The sequence below is a fragment of the Lysinibacillus sp. NPDC058147 genome, from assembly GCF_042884205.1.
GTDB lineage: Bacteria > Bacillota > Bacilli > Bacillales_A > Planococcaceae > Lysinibacillus.
The window spans coordinates 428,108-453,034 of the sequence record NZ_JBHVUJ010000003.1; the positions used below are offsets into that span (position 1 = coordinate 428,108).

Sequence of the window (24,927 nt, forward strand, 5' to 3'; positions counted from 1 at the left end):
ACAGAGTTTAGCTGACAGAACGCTCAATTTTCCGTTATAATGGAAAAGCATACAACGTTGACTAAGAGTTTTACATTCACTTATGCAAGTTATAGAGTACTAGTTAAAGTTAGAACTTTTTGTTTGCTCGCTGAATTTTAAAAGTGAAATTGCCAGTACTATTTATATTAATTTAATTGTTAAGGAGGACGAAAATGGGTAAGAAAACAAAGATTGCGCTTGCAATCGCAGCGGCAAGTGCGGCTGCATGGGCAGGTAGTAAAGCTATTTCTAAACCACAACAACGAGAAGGTAAACAGGCGTTACAATTTGATCACCCAATTATTCTCGCACATCGTGGTGGTGCTCATTTAGCACCTGAGCATACAATGCCTGCTTTTGAAAAAGCCGCACAGTTAGGTGTTGACGGTTTTGAAATAGATATTCGCTTAACCAAAGATGAGGAAATTATCGTTTTTCATGATGATACTGTTGATCGTACGACAGATGGCTATGGACTTGTTGCAGATATGACTTTAGCAGAAATAAATGCATTAAACCACGGTTATCAATTTGAAGATTTAGATGGGGAATTTCCGTATCGAGATGAAAAAATAGATGTTGTAACATTACGTGAACTATTAGAAACTTACCCAGACATGTTGGTAAATATTGATATTAAAGATGCACCAGATACGTATGAAGGAAGTTTAATGCCTTCTAAACTATGGCGTTTAATCGAAGAGCTCGGGGCTGAAAATCGAGTTGTTGTCACAAGCTTTTACGGTGAACAAGTAGATCGTTTTAATTTATATGCGCAAAATCAAGTAGCACTCGGTGCAGGTGAATCAGATATTCGTAAAGCATTCGCTTCTTTCTCAAGCCAGTTCGGACATTTATATCATCCAAAGGTAGATGTATTCCAAATACCGCCTAAATCAGGAGTCATTACATTAGAATCTCCTAAGTTTATTCAGTTTTTAAGCAATTTAAACATCCCTGTTCATTATTGGACTATCAATGACGTAACAACAATGAATAAATTAATTCACAACGGCGCAAAAGGTATTATTACAGATCGACCTGATATTGCTGTAGAATTACTACAAAAATAAGAACATAGGAATGGAGCCTTCTCTCCATTTTATATTGCTTAACACATTGATTGGTAAGGGCCTTCTAAAAGCCCTTACCTTTTATTAATTCTCTACCTATATAATTAACATGTAACAGGGATCATTTTAAATAATTTTTTCACTTTATTGTAAATGACGTAATACTGCATCCGTTACATCACGTAATGTAGCTTTTCCTCCCAAATCGGCTGTTTTAATACCTTCTGCCAATGTTGCTTCCATCGCATTCAGTACTTTTGTACCAAGCTCATGATAGCCTAAAAAATCAAGCATCATTTTACCTGTCCAAATTTGTCCAAGCGGATTTGCTATCCCTTGTCCTGCAATGTCAGGAGCGGAGCCATGGACTGGTTCAAACATGGATGGATATTGTCGCTCTATATTTAAATTTGCAGCCGGAGCAATTCCGATACTCCCCATAATTGCACCACCTAAGTCAGTTAAAATATCTCCAAATAAATTGGATGCAACGATTACGTCAAAGTTTTCTGGTTTCATCACTAAAAAGGCAGCTAACGCATCAATATGATTAGATACTTGTCCTATGTTCTCGTAATCTTTACCTACTTCCGCAAATACTTCATCCCAAAAAGGCATACTGTATGTAATTCCATTAGATTTTGTGGCACTTGTAACATGCTGACGTCGAGTTTTCGCCATTTCAAATGCATATCGCATTGCACGCTCTGTTCCCTTTCTTGTGAAAATAGCATTTTGGATTGCAACCTCATCCTGTCCACTATGTATTCTGCCACCACTTTCAGCATACTCTCCCTCTGAGTTTTCACGCACAACAACAAAATCAAAGCCATTTGGGTTACGTAAAGGTGAAGGCAAACCTTGAAGTAACTTGGCTGGACGCACATTAATTGCTTGCTTCATCTCGCGACGAATTTTAATAAGTAGTCCCCATAATGAAATATGATCTGGTACTAAATCTGGCATACCTACAGCACCTAAAAAGATTTGATCGTAACCTTTCAAAATTTCAATACCATTATCAGGCATCATTTTGCCTGTCTCTAAATAATAATCACAGCCCCATGGGAATGTTGTCCATTCAAATTGAAAGCTACCATCTAATTGAGCGGCTTTATTTAGAACTTCTATCGCCGCTGGTACAACCTCTTTACCAATCCCATCTCCTGGTATAACGGCAATTCGATAAGTCTTCATCAGTTATTCCTCCTTTAATTTCTATATCACCTATGCAATTACTATACAATTTTTCTGCAATAAATACATCCTGATGTTTATGACTATCGCGATAGTAACAAAAAAAGACTGCAGACAAACTCACTTGAGTTCGCTTACAGTCTAAGAAAAAGTATTACTTTGTTTATGCAGAACAAGAGCAAGAACCGCCTGAGCCACATCCTCCACCACATGAAGAACCTGCTGAAAAGAACGGATTACTTACAGGAACTTTTACCGCTTCTGAAACAGTTTTCCCTATAAGTAAGCTTATTTGATCAAGCAAATCTTGAAAATCATTCTCAGCAATTTTCAAAGCCGAAACCTTTTCATTCAAATCGAGTGCGCGCTTTTGCTGACGAATCGATTTCATAATTGTATGATAGTCCGGATGATATTTTCCGAAACGTTGTACATCTTCATACTGCTCTTTCATGCGATTAAATGCGTAAATAGCTTCAACTATTTGAACATCGCTATACACAGCATCATACGCTTGCTGCAGCATTTTCGCAGGCTCAGAGGAAAGAATCATCTCACAAAGCGCATCGGCCTCATCCAAAATGATTGCCCAGTCAGAGGTCATCATCATTTTTAATTCCCCCAATCTCTTTCCCATCATAACAGATTTTATGGTAATTTTACATTATTGATAATTTTTAATGAAGGAGTTTTTTAATTGGTACCATCATCTAAAGGACAAATAGAACAATTACTAGCAGAGATTTTACAACATAGTACAGGTGAAGATGAGGAAGTTTTACTACATTTATTGTCTGGTCTTCGCGATAAACAGCAAGGTATTCATCGACGATATATTAATGCTGCCTTACACATGGTAGGCAAATTTGAGCCTGAAGTTAGTGAGGTTCGTATTCCCATTACACCCGTTATCCATAATACCATTAAGGTACCACACGGTGGAATTATTGCAACTATTGCAGATGCGGCAATGGGAGGACTTGCTTCGCGTTCAGTACCAGAAGGATACAATGTTGTCACAACAAATATGAATATCTCTTATATCGCTACAACGACTAACAAGGAACTAATCGCTCGTGGACGTTTCGTACATAAAGGTCGTCAGACACTTGTGATGGAATGTGATATCGAGGATGAGACTGGACGAAAACTTGCTATTGCAACTGGTTCTTTCTTTGTCATTCAACGCCGTCCTCAGACATAAGATTTAAAAAGTAATCTCGAATACATTGTTGATCGGAAAAAGGGAATTTTTGATTTTTTATTTGTTGGGTCTGTTCATGCCCTTTTCCGGCAACAAGTACAATATCACCTTTTTCTGCCTTTGCTAATGCTTGATGAATAGCAACTTTTCGATCTAGATAGATTTCATAATATTGCTGTTCAGTAAAACCAGCTACAATACTCTCATTAATTAAAATAGGGTCTTCATCACGTGGATTATCAGTTGTCAAAAAAATTACATCTGCATACTTACTAGCTACTGCTCCCATCGCAAAACGTTTCGCCTTATCTCGATTTCCCCCACAACTAAATACAAGGTAAAGAGTTTTCGAGCGATCAAAAGTTTGCAAAACAGCCTGTAATGCCTCTGCAGTATGCGCGTAATCTACAAACACATCAATCCCAGATGGATTGTCTATTTTCTCAAGTCTTCCTTCCGGTAGCCTTAACAACCACATATGCTCCGCTATCTCTTCAATTGAGAAACCTAGACGCCATAAAGTCATTAACGCAGCTACAGCATTTTGCACATGATATTTCCCGACAAAAGGGATTTCTACAATATGCTCACTCGATGACGTTTGCAAACAAAGTACTGTTTTTCCAATTGATTCACTGACAATTTGGATATGTAAATCATTATGATTATCAAAGCCAAATGAGCAGGATTTTTTCTTATCATAAATACCGACAGAACGGCAAAAATTATCATCTCCATTTAGCACTAGCTTTTTCGATAAATCTGCCAGCCTTTTTTTCGCACGTTTATATGCCTCAAGCCCTCCGTGATCTTCTAAATGATCCTCCGATAAATTTAAAAAAACGCCACAATCAATATCACAATGATCAAGTCTATGTTGCTGTAATCCCATTGATGAAGCTTCTAAAACAACATGTGTAACACCATTTCGTACACATTGCTTTAAAATAGGATGCAACTCTTTTGCCTGTAATGTAGTTAATTGCTCATACACTGTTTGTTGTTTCTCTTCATTGATGAAAAATCCTACAGTTCCAATAACTGCAACGTTTTTATGTAGCGCTCTTAGCAATTGGCTCACAAAATGACTCACTGTTGTTTTACCATTTGTACCAGTAATCGCAATGACTGTTAATGCTTCTGCTGGAAAGGCTGAAAGCTTTGCACTCGCATACGATAAAAATAGTGATGTATTCGGAACCCAAACAAAAGGAATATTTTGATCGGTAATAGGTAGTGAAATACTTTCCTCTGATACTATAGCGGCTGCACCCCGAGCTAATGCTTCTTTGACAAAACGACTTCCTGATGTTTTTTTACCCTTACGTACAATAAAAATATCCCCAGGTTTTATTGCCTGAGCATAATCCTCAATACCTGTAATAGTTGTGCGAATAGATCCTCCGGTTACGCTACATGGCCAGTCTTTTAATAGCTCAGCTAATTGCAAGCTTCATTCCCCCTTTCGGTTCTCTATCATATGACGGCATATGTACCGGTGTGACGAAAAATGTAGGAGGTCATTGTGCTTATCTATTTCGCCTAAAAATAAAAAGACTGAAGATAAACTTGATTTCGCCAAGTTTATCTTCAGTCTCAGATTTCTATATTTATTGTGATGATTCATCGATATTTTCTTCTGATTCCTCAGAGTCACTATTTAACTTCTGAGATGAAGATTCTAAAAATATTTGCGTATAATAGTTTAAAAATGCACCAGATCCCACCGCCGTATATTTATCATTTAAAATGATTTTTCGATGCTCAGGTGAATTAAGCCAGCCATGTATTACTTCAATCGCATCAAAATAATCAGTCGCAAGATTTTCATTCGCCTCACTATATTCGATTCCATGAGTTTCCAATCTCTTTTTTAAATCTCCATTTGTTGGTGATTCATGACCAATGAAATTTTGAACCTTCATATCTTCACTATGCATTTTTGCAACTTCTTCTAATGATTTATCCATATTTAATGGAGCTAAATCATGTTGGACTCTCGTTACATTTATTAAATCGTCAAGCTCTGTAGCACTGGCTTCATTAATTTCCTGCTGTAAAAAGGAAGAAGGAGGTGTTGGTATAACTAGCTCGCCTTGATAAGTCATTTCATAAGGTTGATGAAGAACAAGCGTTTTACTATTAGTAAAGCGTATCCCTTGTAGCTCACCCGTTTCTCTATCTATATAAAGTTGTGCAAAAAGCCCATCGAATTTTATAAGCAATCGTGTCTGCATATCTTCTTCACTCATTGAGAAAACGAAAATATTTTTATCGACATTCGCAGTTACTTCATAATCAATGATTGTCATTCTGTATATATCATCGCGCTTCTGACCAACCTTAAAAGGGTAAGCATCTAAATCTTTACCTGAAATGTAAACTTGTGTTACAACATTATTTTCAACGCCTACCATGAAAAATGTAGAAGCATTTGTATTATAGATCCACCAATCGTAACCAAAGGATGATGGTTCCTTTCGTGCCGGCTCACCATATTTATCCAAAACTACCTTTACTCCTTGACCGATTAAAGTCGACATCCCACTTTTTGGACGTGTCGTTGCCCCCACTTCTGGCTGCTTTAATTCAGTTTTTGGAATAATATTTGAGTTGGCATTCGGGCCTTTTAGTGGCTCGTTTTCACGTGGTGTATTAAAAAAAATAAAGCCAATCAACACAATTGCAATACATGCCATAAAAATGCGAAATAAAGCTTTCATACATGACTCCTTCTTATCACATTATTCTAATTTATTATATCAATTGTAATTGGGTTGACACAATGTTGTCATTGCAACAATGTCGAATATGCTCTATTATAAAAATGAGCGTATACTTTGGTACGAGAACCAAAAGGAGGATTATAAATGTATTTTGAAAATACTAACCTTGAAAATTTAACAGCTGATCAAGAACTTATTGTAAGCGTCATGAAAAACAATGGTTTAGAATGTGACGGCGGCTGGGATTACGAGCGTATGACATTTGATAAGCGTTTCGATACTCGTGAAGGACGTTATTACCTACGTGTATTCGCATATGCAAAATCAGGTGATGTTGGTGCACACGATGCAATCCTAACATTAATGAAACCAGCGCTTGGTAAGTACTACTATCCACACGGCGTTGAGTATGGTGATGATGAAGTTTTCCCAGCTCATCTTGTAAAAAAATGTGAAGAAATCTTAAAAAAGGTTAAATTAGACCTACAAGCTTTTGAAATTCATGCATAATTTTAGATAGTTATTTCACGGTGCTTACATGTCGATTAAACATCGAAATCATTTTATTATTTATCAGGCAACAGCAAAATTGGCAACAGCATGCAGTGCAATAGCTAAATCTGAAAAGACTGGTGGTCCAGTCTTTTTTATTTTGAGTAAAAATTTTATTTCTTCCCATACTAACTATATCTTTTACATGATGTAGGTGAAGTTAATGTTACAATTTTTCAAACACCCCTTTTTTCGCCATCCGATAATCGTTATAGCTGTCGGAATTGCAATTCTCTGGTTTATATCCCTGTCACTACCCATATTGCTTGCCTACGTAACTGCATTATTATTGGAACCGGTCATCATCCGAATTAGTAAACGGTTCCGAAAAAAACGCAAAATAGTCGCATCCATTTTTTTTATATTCTTTTCAAGTATCTCATTACTATTATGTATTCTCATTATATTTATAAGCTGGAAACAATTTTCAACTTTTATCGTTCATATTCCAGAGTACCTCAATCAGCTATCAGCACTATGGATTGAAATACAATCAAAGCTTTCCAACTATACTTATCATTTGCCCTTAGATCTAGTTATACAAATTCAACTTATGATAGCACGAGCTCTATCTTCAATCGAGAAATATGCTCTTTCTTTAACAAATGTGAATGTTTGGTCATCTTTACTTACGTATATACCTTCTCGTTTGTTTGATATTTTTGTTTATTGGATTGTGTTATATATGCTTCTTTTAGAATTACCGAATATTAACCGTAAAATGTTAGCGCCTATTCCATTTCACTATCATCAAAAAATACTATTTATTGGACAGCGCGTGAAACTTGCTTTATTTGGTTTTATGAAAGCACAATTTTTAGTTGGTATTTGCATTTTTGCTATATCTTTTGGAACCTTTTATTTTCTTAAAACTCCATTCCCACTTATTTTTTCACTCTTACTAGTCATTTTAGATTTCATTCCTTTTTTAGACTCATTTATTTTGCTTATTCCTTGGGCAATATACAAAGCCTTTACAGGTGAATATATCTATGCAGTTATGCTAGTCATACTAACGATCTTACAATTTCTAGTTCGACGTATGATTGAGCCTAGAGTTATTGGAAATAAAGTTGGACTCTCCTCACTAACAACTTTTATTGCGATGTTTATCGGCTTTAAAATATTTGGATTTTTTGGTATTCTAATCGGTCCTTTACTCGTAGTTGTTGTCCTTTCCCTATTTAATCAAACATCCATAAAAAATCTCCCTCCTTCTCAAAAATAAGGAGGGAGACTTTTTTAATCAATTATGCCTCGGCATAGGCATAATTGCATCCTCTTTCAGCGGATGTTCGAACACCCGCTGAAAGAGGTTAAAAGCCTAAAATAGCTTTAATGACAGATGTTGTTTCACCCGGTTCAAACATAATATATAGTAAAATGTATACTAAAACTCCGGTAATAGCTACGAAGAACCAAATAATACTTGTAATCGGTCCAATACGACGATGAAGCTTGAGATTAGTTTTCAAACCAGAAATAATACTAACAATACCAAATACTGCTCCAGTTGTTGCCAGAGTAATATGGAAAATTAAGAAGAAAGTATAATATGGTTTTAAATCTTCTCCGCCACCAAATGCTGTGTTACCAATAAAGACTGTACGTGAAGCATAAATAATAAAGAAGATAAGTGCTGCAACTCCTGCTGCAAGCATTACTTTTTTATGTGCCTCTACTTTTCTTTTTATAATTAAGCCCCAACCAATAGCTACAAGTACTGCACTAATAACGATGAATGATGTACTTATAGTAGGCAAAATTTGCAATTCCATTTACAAAACCCCTTATACAAATTAAAGTTTCTATTTTACAACTGATGTTGCTGTTGGCTTTCCCATTTCTTTTGATGTTCTTTTAACGCATCAGCAGTAATTTTATCAGGATCCTTTTGTTCTGAACGATACCAATTAAGGAATATTGCTCCAAGTAATACACCAAAAATAATCTCTTGTAAAATCTTCATTAAAACGCCGCCTAGCTGCTGATCAGCAACAGGATCCATATTTGTAAAGAGCTCTGGTCCTGAAAGAGATAAACTAGATAATGTAGAAGCTGGTACACAAAGTTCCATTGCTTTTAACCATGCATCACCATTTGTATATGTTTCATACATAGCGTCTGAAGCAAAAATAATTAACGCGCACGCAGGTGTAATTAATACAGCGTTAGCAATGATATAGGCTAACTTATGCAAAGGTTTCATTTGTGGACTATTAGGCATCTTTTGAATCAAAGGCCAGTACATTAAAACAGCAGAAACAAATAATACAAATGTATATGTACCATGTAAAGTTTCGTTTAATTTAATGTAATCTAATACTGTAGGTAAATGGTAGAAAGAAAATAAACCAATAAACACAAATACCGCAACCACAGGGAGTGTAAATACTTTAAATAAAGATTTAACAACCGGTGCTTCAATCGCTACTTTCCATACCCACCAAGGAATTCCCTTAATTAAGAAAATCGGTACAAGTAATAATAAAATAGCCATTTGTACCATATGCATCGTAAACATAATGTGCGCCATTAAATCTACTGGAGATCCTTTAATAATATAAATCGTTACCATTGCCAGTACAAAATAAATAGCCTCTCCCTTTTTCAAAGGCTCACTTACTTTAAAATCCTTGCGCCACTTTGTTGTGACTAAAAAATAGATGACTGTTATGAAAACAAGAACCCCTATTAAATATGGGCTCCATAAAGCTTGGAAACCAAATATACTAAGTGGCATACAGAACGCACTCCTTTAACTTCAGTACTCCTATTATAGAACGCTTACACTTATTCTGCAATGAACGAAAGGTGAACAAATTACTATCTATAGTTTACCCCTCTTACAAGATTATCGTATCTATAGAAAAAATATTCAAAGTATCTAAACCCAACATGAATTATATTATTTCTTAAATAGACCCAAAAAGAAAAGCACGTTTCTACTGGAAGTAGAGAACGTGCTTTTTTGGTGATTACCACCAAATAATTGTTAAAAATGCTAAGAAGAATGTAAATGCGATTAATATACCCATCCACATGAAGAAGCCAATTACACCACCGAAGTGTGTTTTTTTGTCTTCTAAGTGCATGAAAGAGTACAGTTGAAGAACAACTTGAACACCAGCAAGCAATAAAATGAGTGGTAATATTAAGTATTTAGAAAAATCAGCTGCAACTACTGCGAATGCGATAAACGTAAAGAAAATCATTAGCGCAAAGTTGATTACTTGTTTACGCATATGAACGGCATTATGATGACGATCATACTCGAATTGTGCCTGAGACTTAGCAACTATAGGTGTATCGTGTGAAGACATATTATCCGATCACTCCCATCAAGTAAACTACTGTAAAGATGAATACCCAAACTACGTCGATAAAGTGCCAGTATAAAGCAGCCACGAAGAATTTAGGTGCATTGTATAAGTTAAGGCCACGCTTAGCATTACGAAGCATTAACGTAGTAATCCACACAAGACCTAATGTTACGTGGAAACCATGTGTACCAACTAATGAATAAAACGCAGTTGAGAATGCAGATTGGTCAAATGTAAAACCAAGACCTACATAATGATTGAATTCATAAATTTCAAGACATAAGAATCCAAGACCTAAAAGTACTGTAATACCAAACCAAGTTTGCATAGCTTTAAAGTTAAAGTTACGCATATGGTAAATTGCATAAACAGACGTTAGTGAAGATGTTAATAATAACATCGTCATTGCGAAAGCTAAAGGTAATTCAAATAAACTTTGTGTTGTGAACTCCATGCCAGCAGGCCCTTTGTTCTTCAGTGCTAGGTAAGTAGCGAATAAACTTGCGAAAAGTACAACTTCACAAGCAAGGAAAATCCAGAAACCAACAACTTTATTTTTCCCTTCCATCGTAGCTTGTTCAGGATGATCAGGCCAAGTATGAGGAGTAAATTTAGTATTGAAATCCATTATTTATTTCCCCCTTTGCCATAAAGATGTTCTTCGATTTCAAGAATTTCTTCTTTGTGTAAGTGGAAGCCGTGATCGTCCTTAACAGAACGGAAAATCATAGCACCAAATGTAATTGCAAGACCTGCAATTAAAATGTAAATTGACCACGGTTTATCCGCATCTGGATTATAAAGAGCACCGAATGCCGCGATAAACATACCTATAGAAATAACAAATGGGATAGCTGAGTTATTTGGCATATGAATATCACCGATTGGCTCAGCAAATGTAATTTCTTTATTACCTTCTTGTTTTTCAATCCACCAAGGATCTAAACCACGAACAAGTGGTGTTTGACGGAAGTTATAGAATGGGATTGGTTGTGGAATTGACCATTCTAATGTACGTCCATCGCCCCATGGATCGCGACCTGCTGGTTTGCCTTTGATAGACATTAAACAGTTGATTACCATTAAGATAACCCCTACACCCATCATTAATGCACCGATTGTAGAGATATAGTTGAACTGATCCCAACCTTGACCTTCCATGTAAGTAAATACGCGACGTGGCATACCCATTAAACCTAAGAAGTGTTGAACGAAGAACGTTAAATGGAATCCAATAAAGAATACCCAGAAAGTAATTTTACCAAGTGTTTCGTTTAACATACGGTTGAAGAAAATTGGCCAGTAGAAGTGCGCTGAACCAAATAACGCTGTTACGATACCACCAACGATTACGTAGTGGAAGTGAGCAACGATAAAGTAAGAATCGTGTAATTGGTAGTCAAGAGGTGCAGATGCTTGCATTACCCCTGTAACACCACCCGCAACGAATGACGGGATGAAACCAAGTGCATAAAGCATTGGTGTTGTAACTTTAATTGATCCGCCCCAAATAGTTAAGATCCAGTTGAATACTTTCATACCTGTTGGAACGGCAATTGCCATTGTTGCAACAGCAAAGATTGCGTTAGCTGTTGGCCCAAGACCAACTGTAAACATGTGGTGAGCCCAAACCATGAACCCTAAGAAACCGATTAAAATTGTTGCGAATACCATTGAAGAGTATCCAAATAAACGTTTACGAGAGAACGCTGGAATAATCTCAGAGAATAAACCAAACGCTGGTAATACTAAGATATAAACCTCTGGGTGTCCGAAGATCCAGAATAAGTGTTCCCAAATAATTGTGTTACCACCCATTGTATGGTCAAAGAAGTTACCACCGAACATACGGTCAAATAACATCATTAATAAACCAATTGTTAATGGAGGGAATGCGAATAGAATTAATGCACTTGATACAAGTGAAGTCCAAGTGAATAATGGCATACGCATGAATGTCATACCTGGAGCACGCATTGTAATAATCGTAACGATAAAGTTAAGACCTGATATTAATGTACCTGCCCCTGATATTTGTAAACCGAGAACATAGAAGTCAATACCATGTCCAGGAGAATATAAAGATAATGATGCATAAGACGTCCAGCCCGCATCAGGAGCGCCACCCATAAAGAATGACAGGTGAAGGAATACTGCACCTAGGAAGAATAACCAGAACCCTAAAGAGTTAAGGAACGGGAATGCTACGTCACGCGCACCAATTTGTAATGGTACAAGCATGTTCATAAATGCAAATAGTAATGGAGTCGCAGCTAGGAATAACATTGTTGTTCCGTGCATTGTTAATAATTGATTGAAAAAACCAGCTGAGATGAAATCGTTATTTGGTTTCATTAATTGAATACGCATTAATAACGCTTCAAAACCAGCGATAGCGAAGAACAATGTACCGGCTAATAAATACATTACCGCTAACTTTTTATGGTCAACAGTTGTAATGTAGTCCCAGACAGTTGCTCCAAAGCCCTTTTTCTGTGTGTATGAGCTCACAACTTTTACCTCCCTCAAAGTTTGTTACATAAAACTTAAAATTATTTCTCAACAGATAAGCCCATGATATAAGTTGCTAGAGCTTGAATTTCTTCGTCAGTTAAGTCGCCATAAATTGGTGCAGTACCATCTGCATTCATCATTAAGTTACCTGGTTTGAATTGGCCAGGATCCTTAATCCAAGCTTTTAAGTTTTCTTCATTATGTTCTAAGAAACCAGCAACACGGTTACGGTCACCAAATGCAGTTAAGTTAGGACCTTTTGAACCTGGGCCGCTTGTACCAGATACAGCATGACAACCCATACAGCTCTTAGCAAATGTTGCTTCCCCAAGATCAGCTGAAGTTTTATCTGGCATATTTCCATCTGTTGTTTTCATTGAAGCTACCCATGCATCGAATGCATCTGGGCTTAATGCTTTAACTTTGAAGTCCATTAGAGCGTGTGAAGGACCACATAACTCAGCACATTTACCATAGAATACGCCGTCTTTAAGGTCTTTTGATTCCTTATCAAATTCTAGATAGAACTTGTTTAAGTTATCTACGTTCGTATCCATTTTACCGCCTACAGCAGGAATCCAGAATGAGTGCTTAACATCGGCAGCTTTTAAGTTAAAGTAAACTTTTTGACCTGTTGGTACAACTAATTCTTGAGCAGTTACAATACCTTGGTTAGGGTATTCAAACTCCCACCAATATAATTTAGCAGTTACATTTACTGTAAGTGCTGTTTTGTCACCGTTTTCATCTACTTCGTCCATTGCAGCAACATCTGCAAATTTGTAAGTAGCCGTAACAACTGGTACAGCTAAGATTAATAATAAAATAATTGGAATAACTGTCCAAATTATTTCAAGAGTGTGACTTCCTTCTACTTGCTTAGGAATAACGTTTTCGCCAACTTTTGAACGGCGGAATTTTAAGAATGCAAGTAAATAGATAACGGATACTACTACTACAACTAACGTCATAATCCCAGTAGCTAGCATTAATAGATTGAATTGTTCTTTACCTACTTGACCAGATGGTTTCAGTGCAGAAATATAATCTTCACCACAACCAGAAAGGAAAACCATCATCACTGCTAGTAGTGAAAAAAGACGCCATTTTTTAAGCCCTTTCATCATGCTTAATTAAACCCCTCTTTCTTTGTTGTATTTTCATGTGTACCTAGGAAATAAGTTCTGTCTATATGAATTCTTTAGGAAAAGAAAGAATTCCTAAATTCAGCTAAACAACGCAAAAATTATGATGGATACAAATAGTATGGTCATATGATTCAACGAATAGATAAACATTTTATTTGCCCATTTCATATCATCTTTTGTGGTAAAGCCTTTAAAAGCTAGAATTAACCAGCCCAAGTTCAATGCAGTGGCAAGAATTAAAAAGCCAACCCCAAGCTCTGGTAAAAGGAATGGTAATGGTAATAATAAAAGAATCCAGAAAAACATCGAGTACTTTGTACGTTTAAATCCTTTTACTACAGGTAGCATTGGTATATTAGCTGCACGATATTCCTCAGTGCGTTTCATAGCAAGCGCATAAAAATGCGGTGGTTGCCATGCAAACATGATGAGGAATAAGGCCAGTGCTCCAGGACCTAATGCAGGTTCAACAGCTGCAAACCCAATAACTGGTGGAATCGCCCCTGAAATACTACCTACAACCGTGTTACTAACATGCTTCCTCTTTGACCACATTGAGTACAGAACGACATAAGCAAATATCCCTACTAGTCCCCACATGCCGGCCGCAAACGATGCCGCAAATAACAAAATTTCACCTACAATTAAAAATGAGAGGGCAATGGTCAATACAAAATTCGGCTTAAATCTACCTGTTACTGTCGGTCTACTTTTCGTTCTTTTCATGATTGGATCAATATCCTGATCAATAAAGTTATTCATTGCGCCCGAGCCACCTATAATCAATGCCGCACCCAGCATGGTGAACAATATGACATCTAGCTCTTGCAAGAAGTGTCTACTAGTAAATTGAAATGCCAGCCACATCCCTGTAAAAGTTGTGACAAGATTCGAGTTAACGATTCCAATTTTTATTAGTGCTAAGAAATCTTTTACAACTGATGTTGATGCTGGTCCGCCATTTCTAGTAGCCGTCAGTGCACGACCGTTTGACATAATACCTCTCCTTTCATTTTTGTAAGCATATTCCGCTACCAATTACTATAGCGAAATTTGCGATTGATTTCTAGACATTAAGTGAAATTTAGATGAAGTTGTAAAAATTAGCTTTGTCTAGAAAAATAATTAAAAACAACATATCTATAGTAAAACATTTTCTAAAATGAATTGTGAAGGTTAGAGCACGAAATTATGAACAATTTGTGAAATGGAATCAACATCTAATACTCCCTACTCTTTACAAGTTGTTTTTTACCTGTATTTTCGATATCATCTAGTAGCAGAAACATTACTTTCATGTAATGTTCATAGATAAAGTAGGTGACTCATTTTATGCAACACAACAGGTATATGAAATGGTTTGCTGTTGCCGCTACAGTTGGAATGCTCCTTATTTTACTAGGTGGAGCACTTGTTACCAAAACAGATAGTGGCTTAGGCTGTGGTCGAAACTGGCCTGATTGCAATGGTTCTCTTATTCCAAAAGAAATTACACCAGCAGTCTTAATTGAATTTTCACATCGTCTTGTAACTGGGGTCGTATCTATTTCAATTCTTGCGTTAACAGTTTGGACATGGCGTAAACTCGGTCATATTCGTGAAGTAAAATTTTTAGGTTTCTTAGCGATGTTTTTCTTAATCGCACAAGCTCTTATTGGAGCAGCTCAAGTGTTGTGGGGACAAGGTGATTTCATACTAGCACTCCACTTTGGGATTTCTCTTATTTCCTTTGCTGCTGTTCTCCTTCTTTCTATGATTGTATTTGAAGTCGATCGGAAATTTGATGCCGATAACGTTTATATTGGAAAAAAATTACGTCGGCATACGATTGCTGTCACAATTTATTCTTATTTAGTAGTTTATACAGGGGCGCTTGTTCGTCATACTGATTCTAGCTTAATATGTCCTGACTGGCCATTTTGCTATAACGATACACCATTCGCAGCTTTTAATAATATGTATGAATGGGTGCAAATGGGACATCGCTTAGCTGTTCTTATCTTTTTCATTTGGATTGCATACATAACTTGGCACGCTGTAAAAGAATATAAACATCAACGTGTTATTTACTATGGCTGGATTATTGCCTTTACGATAGTAATTTTACAAGTGATTGCTGGTATGCTAGTAGTTTTAACTAAATTGAATTTAACAGTCGCATTACTTCATTCATTATTTATTTCAATTCTATTTGGTCTACTTTGCTATATGGTAATGCTAGTTGCACGTAGCAATTATAATGAAAAAAACAAATAATAGTAGAAAAAGATTCGCCATGTTTTATGATGGCGAATCTTTTTATTTTTTCAAACGCTTCTGCCTCAAAAATTTCACAATTTATTATTGAAAAATAGCAAATTGATAGACACATCATCAATAGTATGTGGATTTTTTTTTCACTATGATAGGTGGATGCCGACAAATTTCAAAAGTTAGTTGGATAGCATTTGTTAAAACGCATGTCATGTGAATCAGCCGGAACGAAAATCAATCCTACACTATGATGATGAGACAAAATAGCAAAATAAAAAAGGTTATTAGTATGCTATAAAAGCAATCTAATAACCTTCTTTTTTATTGATTATTCAATTTCAATTAACAAATCACCTGTTGAAATCGCGTCCCCCGCACTTGCGTGTACTTCTTTCACAACGCCGTCTTTTGGTGCTTGGACGGTCGTTTCCATTTTCATAGCTTCGGTAATTAATAAGTGATCCCCACGTTTTACAGGGCTTCCTTTCGATACGACTACCTTTAAGACCGTACCTGGCATCGTTGCTCCTATTTGATTTGGATTGCTTGGATCTGCTTTTAAAGCCAAGCTGCCATCTACCTCGACAGTCATATCTTGAATGACTAGTTCACGAGATTGACCATTAAGCTCGAAGTAAATAACACGAGTACCATCATGCTGTGGTTCACCTATGGAAACAAGTTTAATAATCAATGTTTTTCCTTTTTCAATCTCAACTTCGACTTCTTCGCCAAGTTTTAACCCGTAAAGGAATGTTGGTGTATCTAATACTGAAATATTCCCAAAGGAGTTCACAGTTTTTGCATACTCTTCAAACACTTTCGGATACAAAGCAAACGCTAACACATCCTGCTTCGTCACGGCACGATTTAATTTTTCTTCGAGTATCGCCTCTAATTGCTCAAAATTCACAGGCTCTAGTAGCTCGCCAGGACGTACCGTAATTGCTTCACGATCCTTTAACACTACCTTTTGAAGTGCCTCTGGGAAGCCACCATGTGGTTGTCCTAAATAGCCTTGGAAGAACTCAATCACAGAATCTGGGAAATCGATAGTTTGCCCTCTTGTCAGTACAGAGCTTTCATCTAAATCGTTTTGTACCATAAATAACGCCATATCACCGACTACTTTCGAAGATGGTGTTACTTTGACAATATCGCCAAAGAGAAGGTTTACGCGGGAATACATGCGCTTCACTTCTTCCCATCTGTCCCCAAGACCCACTGCTTTGGCTTGCTGCTGCAAGTTACTATATTGGCCACCTGGCATCTCGTGGACATAAATTTCAGAATGTGGGCTGATCATGCCGCTTTCAAAATCCTTATAATACTTACGCACATCTTCCCAGTAGTACGATAACTTTTCAAGCGCATCAATATCGGCACGAACCTCACGCTTACTGCCCTTCATTGCATAGTACAAGGAATTTGCACTTGGCTGTGAAGTTAAACCTGCCATCGAACCGAGCGCCGTATCAATGATATCCACCCCTGCCTCGATCGCCTTGGCATATAAATAAATACCATTGCCACTTGTATCATGCGTATGCAGATGGATTGGGAGACTTGTCGTCTCTTTCAACTCTGAAATTAAACGATACGCTGCTTCCGGCTTCAATAATCCAGCCATATCTTTTATCGCTAAAATATGGGCCCCTGCTGCTTCTAGCTCCTTCGCCATGTCCTTATAGTATTGAACTGAATATTTTGCTCTTGTTTCATCAAAAATATCTCCTGTGTAACAGATAGCAGCTTCAGCAATTTTACCAGATTGACGTGCAGCATCAATGGCTACTTCCATTCCTTTTATCCAGTTCAAGCTATCGAAAATACGGAATACATCAATGCCTGATGCCGCTGATTCAGCGATAAACTCACGAATTAAATTGTCTGGGTAGTTTGTGTACCCAACTGCATTCGCACCACGCAATAACATTTGGAATAACACATTCGGTACTTGTTCACGTAGCTTGGCAAGGCGCTCCCATGGGTCTTCTTTTAAGAAACGATACGCCACATCAAACGTCGCGCCTCCCCACATTTCGAGTGAGAAGAAATCATGCATCATGCGCGCTGTTGCGTCTGCAATTTCGAACATATCCTGTGAACGTACACGCGTGGCAAGAAGTGATTGGTGCGCATCTCGGAAAGTTGTATCCGTTAATAGCACATCCTCTTGCTCTTGAATCCATTTCACAAGCCCGTCTGCTCCTTGGGCATCTAAAATTTGCTTTGTACCTGCTGGAGGAATGATCAATTTATCGACTTTTGGGATGCTCGGCTGTACAAAAATTGGTTTCGCCTTTTTCTCTACGCCTGGGAAGCCATTTAGTGTCACATTGCCAATATAACTTAAGAGCTTTGTCCCACGGTCCTTACGCTCAGGGAAAATAAATAGTTCAGGCGTTGTATCGATAAAGCTTGTATCAAATGCACCCGTTAAAAATTTCTCGTGGGTTACGACATTATTTAGGAATGGAATATTCGTTTTCACCCCACGAATACGGAACTCTTTTAAATTTCGATCCATTTTTGCTGCGGCTTCTTTAAACGTCATTCCTGTTGTTGAAATTTTCACCAGTAATGAATCATAGTAAGGTGTTACTACAGCCCCTTGGAAACCATTACCGGCATCTAAACGAACGCCAAAGCCTCCGCTTGAACGATACACCATAAGCTTCCCTGTATCTGGCATAAAGTCATTCGCTGGGTCTTCCGTTGTGACACGTGCTTGAATCGCATACCCGATCATTGGAATATCCGCCTGTTGTGGAATGTGTATTTCCTCACTGTGAAGACCGTAGCCCGCTGCCACTTTAATTTGGGCGTGCACAATATCAACACCCGTAATCATTTCAGTAATCGTATGCTCTACTTGAATACGAGGGTTGACTTCGATGAAATAAAAATCCTCGCCTGCAACTAAAAATTCTACTGTCCCCGCATTTATGTATGAGACATTTTTCATTAATTGAACCGCAGCATCGCAAATTCGGTTTCTTAAATCTTCCGAAATCGAGTTAGATGGTGCGATTTCAACAACTTTTTGATGACGACGTTGTATCGAACAATCACGTTCATATAAATGAATGATATTGCCCTGTTTATCGCCAATAATTTGGACTTCTATATGTTTCGGTTTAATAATAGCCTTTTCTACATACACCTCATCAGAGCCAAATGCTGCCTTCGCCTCTGATTTTGCACGTTCATAGGACGAAGCTAGCTCCTCTGCTGTATGAACAAGACGCATCCCACGACCACCGCCGCCTAGTGCTGCCTTAATCATAATTGGATAATCATGAGCGCTAGCAAAAGCCTCTACCTCAGTTAAATCAGCTACTGGACCATCTGTACCAGGAATAACAGGAATACCTGCAGCAATTGCTTGTTCACGCGCCTTCACCTTGTCTCCAAACATATCTAAATGCTGGGAAGTCGGACCAATGAAGACAATCCCCTCTTCTTCGCAACGACGTGCAAATTCTACGTTTTCCGATAAAAAACCATAACCTGGATGAATCGCATCAACATTAGCATCTTTAGCAATCGTAATAATGCCCTCAATATCTAAATAAGCATCAATTGGTTTCTTGCCAGCTCCCACTAAATATGCCTCATCTGCTTTAAAGCGATGGAATGCCCCACTGTCCTCTCGCGAATAAATGGCTACAGTTTGGATATTCAACTCCGTACATGCGCGGAAAATACGAATTGCAATTTCTCCTCGATTGGCTACGAGAATTTTTTTGATTGACTCCATTGATATCCCCCTTATGATTGTGTTTTTCTTCTTTCTATCTTTTCAAACATAGAAACATTAATTAATATTCCCATCGCTAAAGATAGAATAATTATAGATGTCCCGCCATAGCTAATAAAAGGTAGCGTTACACCGGTTAACGGGATTAACCCAGTTACACCGCCAAGATTGATAAACGTTTGCCAGCCAATCCAACTAGAAATACCAGCAGAAATCATACGTGCTAGTGGATCTTTCGTGCGTAATGCAATCGAAAACCCTTTATATACAATAAATCCTAAACCACCCAAAACGATAAGAACTCCCCAAATTCCTAGTTCCTCCATAATAATCGCCATAATAAAATCGGTTTGTGGTTCAGGCAAATACCCCAATTTTTGAATGGACTGACCGAGACCTCTTCCTTCTAAACCGCCTCCGCCAATTGCATAATAACTATTGACAACTTGATGACCACTACCATTTTCATACTCAAACGGGTTCATAAATGATTTAATACGACCCATACGGTTATCCGTTAACATATCTCCTTTAAACAACCATAGTATACCAAGAATGATTCCACCAAATGCCCCTAATACCCCAAAAAACTTCCAAAAGGTTTTAAATGGAATGCCACTCGCTGCTACAACACAAACAGCAATTCCACAAAGAATAATACTAGCTCCCAAATCGGTTTCAAAGGCTACACCAGCTACAACAAGAATCCAGAGGAATATTGGATAAAATATTTCTGTTGGCTGTAACTTTTCAAGCGTATATTTTTGTCCTTTCCGATAAAAAGCAGCAGCAAAATATAAAATTATAAATAGCTTCGCATATTCAGAAGGCTGAAAGTTCCCAAAACCGGGAACGGAAATCCAACTTTTAGAACCTATTCCTGCTTCATCACCATTACCAGCAACTTTTACCCAAGTAAATAGTACAACTAATATAGCTGTAAGTATCAACATAACTTTTTTATTTGCATAATGCTTATACGGGAAAAATGCCGCAGCTAAAAATCCAAGAAAAGCTACAGATAAATTAATTACTTGCTTGTGGTAATAATAATCTGGCGCCTTTTCTTTTATTGCAATCGCTACCATCATACTTGAACTATATATCATTACTAATCCAAATAGGCTTAACAATAGGACCGTAAAAAACAATGGGTAATCAAAATTTTGTGCATAACGTTTTAAGTATTGTTTCATCGGAAAACCTCATTCTAGAAAAAAAACTCAAATCGCAAATTGCGTTTGAGTTTTTTCTTTTTATTTGTCTGTATACGCGTCATGTAGTACAGAAAGTTCTTTCTCGAGTGAATCGAGAATTTCTTTGCCTTTTTCGCGATCAATGAGCTCAAGCTTCACAGCAAAGTCAATTTCACGTGAAAGGCCGAACATTTGTGTATCTAATACTTCTTCATATAAAGGGCATTGTGGCATTGTTAAATGATCCATTTGTACTCGAATGAGGCGAGCAATTTTGTCGGCATCAGCAACTAAAAGCTCCAAAGCCTTCTCTTGATAAGAAGTTTGTGATTTAGTATCCATGAGGACGCCCCCATTATCTGATATTTCTTCGATTCTATCTTAATAAAGTTTATCTTTTAGTCGTTAAAAATGCAAGTGTCTTCATCGGAAAATAGAGAATTCGAATTATATTTCTTTATTATCTCTAGTCATTAGCGTTATACTATTTCATGGATATACAAGATTTGAGGAGGATTTCTATTATGGAAACAATAATTCCTATCAAGGGCGCAGTTACATTCCAATTAACATTAGATCCCACAGTTTGGATTTTTGATGATCGTAAATTAGATTTAAAAACGTACTTCGATGCAAAAGAAGTTGAGGAAGATTCGGATATTAAATATATGCGTGAGGTAGGTGCTCACTGGTCACGTGAGATTATGGAAGGAGCTACTTTCCCACCAACATTGAAATCAGAACGGAAATTTGACCGCAAAGGGATGGAAACAGGTACTTTCGGAATCGAATTAAGCCCATTCTTGAAAAATGCCGAAATTAAACCTGAAGCGACAACAATCGTCATTGAATGCGAAGATGGCAAAGAATACCCATTTACAATCGAAGAAGCTCATACATTAATTTTAAAATATAGCCAAGATGGCAAGCCATTACTAGAAGATGGTCCTGTTCATGTGCTATTTAGAGACGGTTCAAATGTAGACAACCCGATCAAAAATGTATTAGCTATTCGTGCTGAGTAGGAGGGATTGCAATGCGCGTAAAATGCGTTATTTGCGATACAATTAACAATTTAGATGATAATTTACCGTTAGCGAAAAAATTACGCAATCGACCAATTCATACGTATATGTGTGGTACATGCCACGATCGTATTGAAGAAAATACCGTTGCACGCATTGAAACGGGAAGTTTCCGCTTCTATCGTACTTCACCACAAATGGATAAAGAATTTTAACTTCTTTCAGCAAGTGTCCAAACATCCTCTGAAAGAAGTTAAAGGAGGTGTCTCATAATATTGAGACACCTCCTTTGTCATTTAGCCATTATTTTTTACAATCGCCTTCTCAATCAACTCTACAACCTGATACATAATCGTCGCAAAAAAGGCGATGATGAGAAGCGACATAAGAACAAGATTAAAATTAAACACTTGAAAGCCATAAATAATTAAATAACCAAGCCCTTTTGAGGCAACTAAAAATTCACCAACTATGACACCTACCCAAGAAAGTCCTACATTTACTTTCAAAGTAGAAATAATCGTTGGAAATGAAGCGGGTAAAATAACTTCTTTAAATATTTGCCATCTGGTTGCCCCGAAAGTTTGTAATACTTTGCTGTAGTTTGGATCCACCCCTTTAAAAGCTGTATAAACTACGATAGTTGTAATAATTATTGAAATCAATGCACCCATTGCTACAATAGAAAAATACCCAGGACCAAGTGCGACTATTAAAATTGGTCCTAAAGCAACTTTTGGCATGGCGTTTAAAATAACTAAATATGGATCAAGTACTTTTGATAACATCGGTGACCACCATAATACTATTGCTATTAATGTACCTATTAGTGTTCCCGCAATAAAGCCAATAATCGTTTCCATTAAAGTAACACCAACATGAAGTGATAACGTACCATCGCTCACTTTTTCTACTAATGTGTGCCATACCTGCGTTGGTGAACTAAAAATTAAACGGTCAATCCATCCAAATCTTGAAAGAAGCTCCCACCCACCGAAAAATACGAGTAAGATGATTAGCTGATATAATCGAACATAGCGCTTTTCTTTTTTTAACAATTGCTGATATTGTTTAAATAATGTATTATCCAAGACTCTCCAGCTCCTTCCAAATAGTTTGGAATATATCTGAATATGCTGGATGCTGTCGAACATCAAAAGGTGAAAGCTCTTGTAACTCTTGAGGTATATCAAATACTCTATGAAATGTACCTGGATTTGCAGAGAATAGAAATACCCGTTCACTCATCGCAATAGCTTCACCAATATCATGTGTCACAAGAACTGCCGTTTTTTGATAGGCCTTTAACGTTTCAACAACCAAATCTTCAAGTTTTAATTTTGATTGATAATCAAGTGCCGAAAATGGTTCATCTAGCAATAAAATTTTAGGTTCCACTGCTAAAGTTCTTGCAAGTGCAACCCGTTGACGCATGCCACCTGATAACTCTCTCGGATAGTTGTTCCCTACATGAGGTAAACCAATTTCTTGCAAAAGTGCATTTGCAGTTACTTTATGAGTTTTAGTGCTTCGCTCCATAATTTTCAGACCTATAGTGACATTTTCTTCAATAGTTTTCCAAGGAAATAAATAATCTTGCTGAAGCATGTAGCCTATGAGAGACTGATTGTGAGTTGAAATTTCCTCACCATCAATGTATATCTTGCCTTCTGTAGATGAAAATAAGCCCGCAATAATTGATAATAACGTCGTTTTCCCACATCCGCTCGGTCCAATAAAAGAAACAAACTCACCTTCACGAATTTCTAAACTGATATCACGTAAAACTTCCTTTGCCTGCGTTTTCGAAAAATAGCTATGGTGAATATTTTCTACTTTTAAAAATTCCATATTACTCAGCTGCCTTTTTAGCAAAGGTTGTATTCACAAGCTTTTCATAATCCACCCGTTGAGGAAGTTCACCTGCTTCCTCCATGATCTTTTGCAAGTTATCCCATTCCCCCTTATCCAAAATAGGATCTGTAGCATAGGAACCCTGTGATTTATAACGCTCTACCACTGTTTCAATTAATCCAACATCTACATTTTCAAAGTATGGCTGAATAATTTTCGCAATCTCTGCCGGACTCGCTTTTTGTACAAAATCCTGTGCTCGTTTTAATGCATTTGTATAGCCTTGAACTGTCTTCGCTTTGTCCTTTAAATAGCTGCTTTTTGCCATAAACGATGTATAAGGTAATTGCCCTGATTCAGTACCAAATGAAGCGACAATATAGCCCTTACCTTCTTTCTCAAAGATACTAGCTTGTGGTTCAAATAGCTGTACATAGTCCCCCGTTCCAGAAGCAAAGGCTGTAGAAATATTAGCAAAATCAATGTTTTGAATGAGTTTTAAATCATTCGCAGGGTCAATGCCATGTTTTTTCAGGACAAACTCACCAGCCATTTGTGGCATTCCACCTTTACGTTGCCCTAAAAATGTAGAGCCTTTTAACTGATCCCACGAAAAATTATCCATCTTTTTACGCGCCACTAAAAATGTGCCATCTGTTTGAGTTAACTGCGCAAAATTTTGAATTGGGTCATTGGCGCCTTGGAGCGTTACATATATAGAGGTTTCCGATCCAACTAAGGCGATATCAATGCCATTAGAAAGTAATGCCGTCATTGTCTTATCGCCACCTGCAATTGTTTGTAGCTCAACGGAAAGCCCTTCATCCTTGAAGTACCCTTTTTCAAGTGCTACATACTGCGGCGCATAGAAAATCGAGCGCGTCACTTCTCCAACTTTGACTTTTTCAAGTTCCGTTTTATTACAAGCCGTCAAAGAAAGGAGTAATAAAGCAATAATACTAAATAGTAAACCTTTTTTAAGCCACCGCATTCCATTTCCTCCTTGATTGATGAAAATAAGCCTATCGACATTAACTTATTCATATCGGAAGATTTCGGTGCCTAGATTTTAAAATTA

At 37.2% G+C, this 24,927-nt stretch carries 24 protein-coding genes; 7 read left to right on the top strand and 17 right to left on the bottom strand.

What is annotated here, in order from left to right; genetic code table 11:
- Nucleotides 1–194: 194 nt before the first annotated feature.
- Complete coding sequence (locus ACFVT8_RS11570) at nucleotides 195–1,094, top strand: glycerophosphodiester phosphodiesterase family protein (RefSeq protein ID WP_387079790.1); 900 nt, start codon at nucleotides 195–197, stop codon at nucleotides 1,092–1,094.
- Between the two features lie 144 nt (nucleotides 1,095–1,238).
- On the opposite strand, the gene ACFVT8_RS11575 is transcribed toward ACFVT8_RS11570, so the two are convergent.
- Both ACFVT8_RS11575 and ACFVT8_RS11580 read right to left on the bottom strand, forming a co-directional pair.
- Entirely contained in the window at nucleotides 1,239–2,291 is a 1,053-nt protein-coding gene (locus ACFVT8_RS11575; protein WP_387079788.1) for a tartrate dehydrogenase, read from the bottom strand.
- A 163-nt stretch (nucleotides 2,292–2,454) separates the two neighbouring features.
- Nucleotides 2,455–2,901, bottom strand: a complete 447-nt coding sequence (locus ACFVT8_RS11580; protein WP_387079786.1) for a YlbF/YmcA family competence regulator — start codon at nucleotides 2,899–2,901, stop codon at nucleotides 2,455–2,457.
- Between the two features lie 87 nt (nucleotides 2,902–2,988).
- Here ACFVT8_RS11580 and ACFVT8_RS11585 point away from each other — a divergent pair, with 87 nt between their 5' ends.
- A complete protein-coding gene (locus tag ACFVT8_RS11585; RefSeq protein WP_387079784.1) occupies nucleotides 2,989–3,495 on the top strand; it encodes a PaaI family thioesterase in 507 nt (168 codons plus the stop codon).
- Here the strand turns inward: ACFVT8_RS11585 and ACFVT8_RS11590 are convergent.
- Nucleotides 3,470–4,945: a UDP-N-acetylmuramoyl-L-alanyl-D-glutamate--2,6-diaminopimelate ligase gene (locus ACFVT8_RS11590; RefSeq protein WP_387079783.1), complete on the bottom strand. Its 1,476-nt coding sequence runs from the start codon at nucleotides 4,943–4,945 to the stop codon at nucleotides 3,470–3,472. The genes ACFVT8_RS11585 and ACFVT8_RS11590 overlap by 26 nt on opposite strands.
- A gap of 160 nt (nucleotides 4,946–5,105) precedes the next feature.
- Nucleotides 5,106–6,218, bottom strand: coding sequence for a CAP domain-containing protein (locus ACFVT8_RS11595; RefSeq protein WP_387079781.1), 1,113 nt, complete (start codon nucleotides 6,216–6,218; stop codon nucleotides 5,106–5,108).
- 147 nt (nucleotides 6,219–6,365) lie between these two features.
- On the opposite strand from ACFVT8_RS11595, the gene ACFVT8_RS11600 reads away from it, so the two are divergent.
- Both ACFVT8_RS11600 and ytvI read left to right on the top strand, forming a co-directional pair.
- Entirely contained in the window at nucleotides 6,366–6,731 is a 366-nt protein-coding gene (locus tag ACFVT8_RS11600) for a YugN family protein (protein ID WP_370045550.1), read from the top strand.
- A 205-nt stretch (nucleotides 6,732–6,936) separates the two neighbouring features.
- Nucleotides 6,937–8,001 carry a sporulation integral membrane protein YtvI gene (gene ytvI / locus ACFVT8_RS11605; RefSeq protein WP_387079779.1) on the top strand — a complete coding sequence of 355 codons (1,065 nt, stop codon included), beginning with the start codon at nucleotides 6,937–6,939 and terminating at the stop codon, nucleotides 7,999–8,001.
- A gap of 88 nt (nucleotides 8,002–8,089) precedes the next feature.
- Here the strand turns inward: ytvI and ACFVT8_RS11610 are convergent, their stop codons facing one another.
- The 7 genes from ACFVT8_RS11610 to cyoE all read right to left on the bottom strand — a co-directional run bounded on the left by ACFVT8_RS11610 (nucleotide 8,090) and on the right by cyoE (nucleotide 14,754).
- Complete coding sequence (locus ACFVT8_RS11610; RefSeq protein WP_049668312.1) at nucleotides 8,090–8,551, bottom strand: DUF420 domain-containing protein; 462 nt, start codon at nucleotides 8,549–8,551, stop codon at nucleotides 8,090–8,092.
- 35 nt (nucleotides 8,552–8,586) lie between these two features.
- Nucleotides 8,587–9,516, bottom strand: coding sequence for a cytochrome c oxidase assembly factor CtaG (gene ctaG / locus ACFVT8_RS11615; RefSeq protein WP_387079777.1), 930 nt, complete (start codon nucleotides 9,514–9,516; stop codon nucleotides 8,587–8,589).
- Between the two features lie 235 nt (nucleotides 9,517–9,751).
- A complete protein-coding gene (locus ACFVT8_RS11620) occupies nucleotides 9,752–10,096 on the bottom strand; it encodes a cytochrome C oxidase subunit IV family protein (protein ID WP_387079775.1) in 345 nt (114 codons plus the stop codon).
- 1 nt (nucleotide 10,097) lies between these two features.
- Nucleotides 10,098–10,724: a cytochrome (ubi)quinol oxidase subunit III gene (locus ACFVT8_RS11625; protein WP_387079774.1), complete on the bottom strand. Its 627-nt coding sequence runs from the start codon at nucleotides 10,722–10,724 to the stop codon at nucleotides 10,098–10,100.
- Nucleotides 10,724–12,607 carry a cytochrome c oxidase subunit I gene (ctaD, locus tag ACFVT8_RS11630; protein WP_387079772.1) on the bottom strand — a complete coding sequence of 628 codons (1,884 nt, stop codon included), beginning with the start codon at nucleotides 12,605–12,607 and terminating at the stop codon, nucleotides 10,724–10,726. Before ctaD ends, ACFVT8_RS11625 begins: the two co-directional genes overlap by 1 nt.
- Nucleotides 12,608–12,648: 41 nt before the next feature.
- Complete coding sequence (gene coxB / locus ACFVT8_RS11635) at nucleotides 12,649–13,737, bottom strand: cytochrome c oxidase subunit II (RefSeq protein WP_387079770.1); 1,089 nt, start codon at nucleotides 13,735–13,737, stop codon at nucleotides 12,649–12,651.
- 99 nt (nucleotides 13,738–13,836) lie between these two features.
- Entirely contained in the window at nucleotides 13,837–14,754 is a 918-nt protein-coding gene (gene cyoE / locus ACFVT8_RS11640; RefSeq protein WP_387079768.1) for a heme o synthase, read from the bottom strand.
- Between the two features lie 336 nt (nucleotides 14,755–15,090).
- Between cyoE and ACFVT8_RS11645 the strand changes: the two genes are divergently transcribed.
- Nucleotides 15,091–16,014 carry a COX15/CtaA family protein gene (locus ACFVT8_RS11645; protein ID WP_387079766.1) on the top strand — a complete coding sequence of 308 codons (924 nt, stop codon included), beginning with the start codon at nucleotides 15,091–15,093 and terminating at the stop codon, nucleotides 16,012–16,014.
- Nucleotides 16,015–16,339: 325 nt separating this feature from the next.
- On the opposite strand, the gene pyc is transcribed toward ACFVT8_RS11645, so the two are convergent.
- The 3 genes from pyc to ACFVT8_RS11660 are packed head-to-tail and all read right to left on the bottom strand — an operon-like array spanning nucleotide 16,340 to nucleotide 21,312.
- Nucleotides 16,340–19,774: a pyruvate carboxylase gene (gene pyc / locus ACFVT8_RS11650; protein ID WP_387079764.1), complete on the bottom strand. Its 3,435-nt coding sequence runs from the start codon at nucleotides 19,772–19,774 to the stop codon at nucleotides 16,340–16,342.
- A gap of 11 nt (nucleotides 19,775–19,785) precedes the next feature.
- Nucleotides 19,786–20,970: an FtsW/RodA/SpoVE family cell cycle protein gene (locus tag ACFVT8_RS11655; RefSeq protein WP_387079762.1), complete on the bottom strand. Its 1,185-nt coding sequence runs from the start codon at nucleotides 20,968–20,970 to the stop codon at nucleotides 19,786–19,788.
- 60 nt (nucleotides 20,971–21,030) lie between these two features.
- A complete protein-coding gene (locus ACFVT8_RS11660; protein WP_387079760.1) occupies nucleotides 21,031–21,312 on the bottom strand; it encodes an Fpa/YlaN family protein in 282 nt (93 codons plus the stop codon).
- 182 nt (nucleotides 21,313–21,494) lie between these two features.
- Between ACFVT8_RS11660 and ACFVT8_RS11665 the strand changes: the two genes are divergently transcribed.
- Nucleotides 21,495–21,995, top strand: coding sequence for a peptidyl-prolyl cis-trans isomerase (locus ACFVT8_RS11665; RefSeq protein ID WP_387079758.1), 501 nt, complete (start codon nucleotides 21,495–21,497; stop codon nucleotides 21,993–21,995).
- Between the two features lie 11 nt (nucleotides 21,996–22,006).
- Complete coding sequence (locus tag ACFVT8_RS11670; RefSeq protein WP_387079756.1) at nucleotides 22,007–22,210, top strand: YlaI family protein; 204 nt, start codon at nucleotides 22,007–22,009, stop codon at nucleotides 22,208–22,210.
- Between the two features lie 81 nt (nucleotides 22,211–22,291).
- Here ACFVT8_RS11670 and ACFVT8_RS11675 read toward each other — a convergent pair whose 3' ends face one another.
- From ACFVT8_RS11675 to ACFVT8_RS11685, 3 genes are read right to left on the bottom strand one after another with little or no spacing between them, the layout of a single operon-like run.
- Entirely contained in the window at nucleotides 22,292–23,086 is a 795-nt protein-coding gene (locus ACFVT8_RS11675) for an ABC transporter permease (RefSeq protein ID WP_387079754.1), read from the bottom strand.
- Nucleotides 23,079–23,846, bottom strand: coding sequence for an ABC transporter ATP-binding protein (locus ACFVT8_RS11680; protein ID WP_387079752.1), 768 nt, complete (start codon nucleotides 23,844–23,846; stop codon nucleotides 23,079–23,081). The genes ACFVT8_RS11675 and ACFVT8_RS11680 overlap by 8 nt, the downstream gene beginning before the upstream one ends.
- Before the next feature lies 1 nt (nucleotide 23,847).
- Nucleotides 23,848–24,840, bottom strand: a complete 993-nt coding sequence (locus tag ACFVT8_RS11685) for an ABC transporter substrate-binding protein (protein ID WP_387079750.1) — start codon at nucleotides 24,838–24,840, stop codon at nucleotides 23,848–23,850.
- Nucleotides 24,841–24,927: the final 87 nt, after the last annotated feature.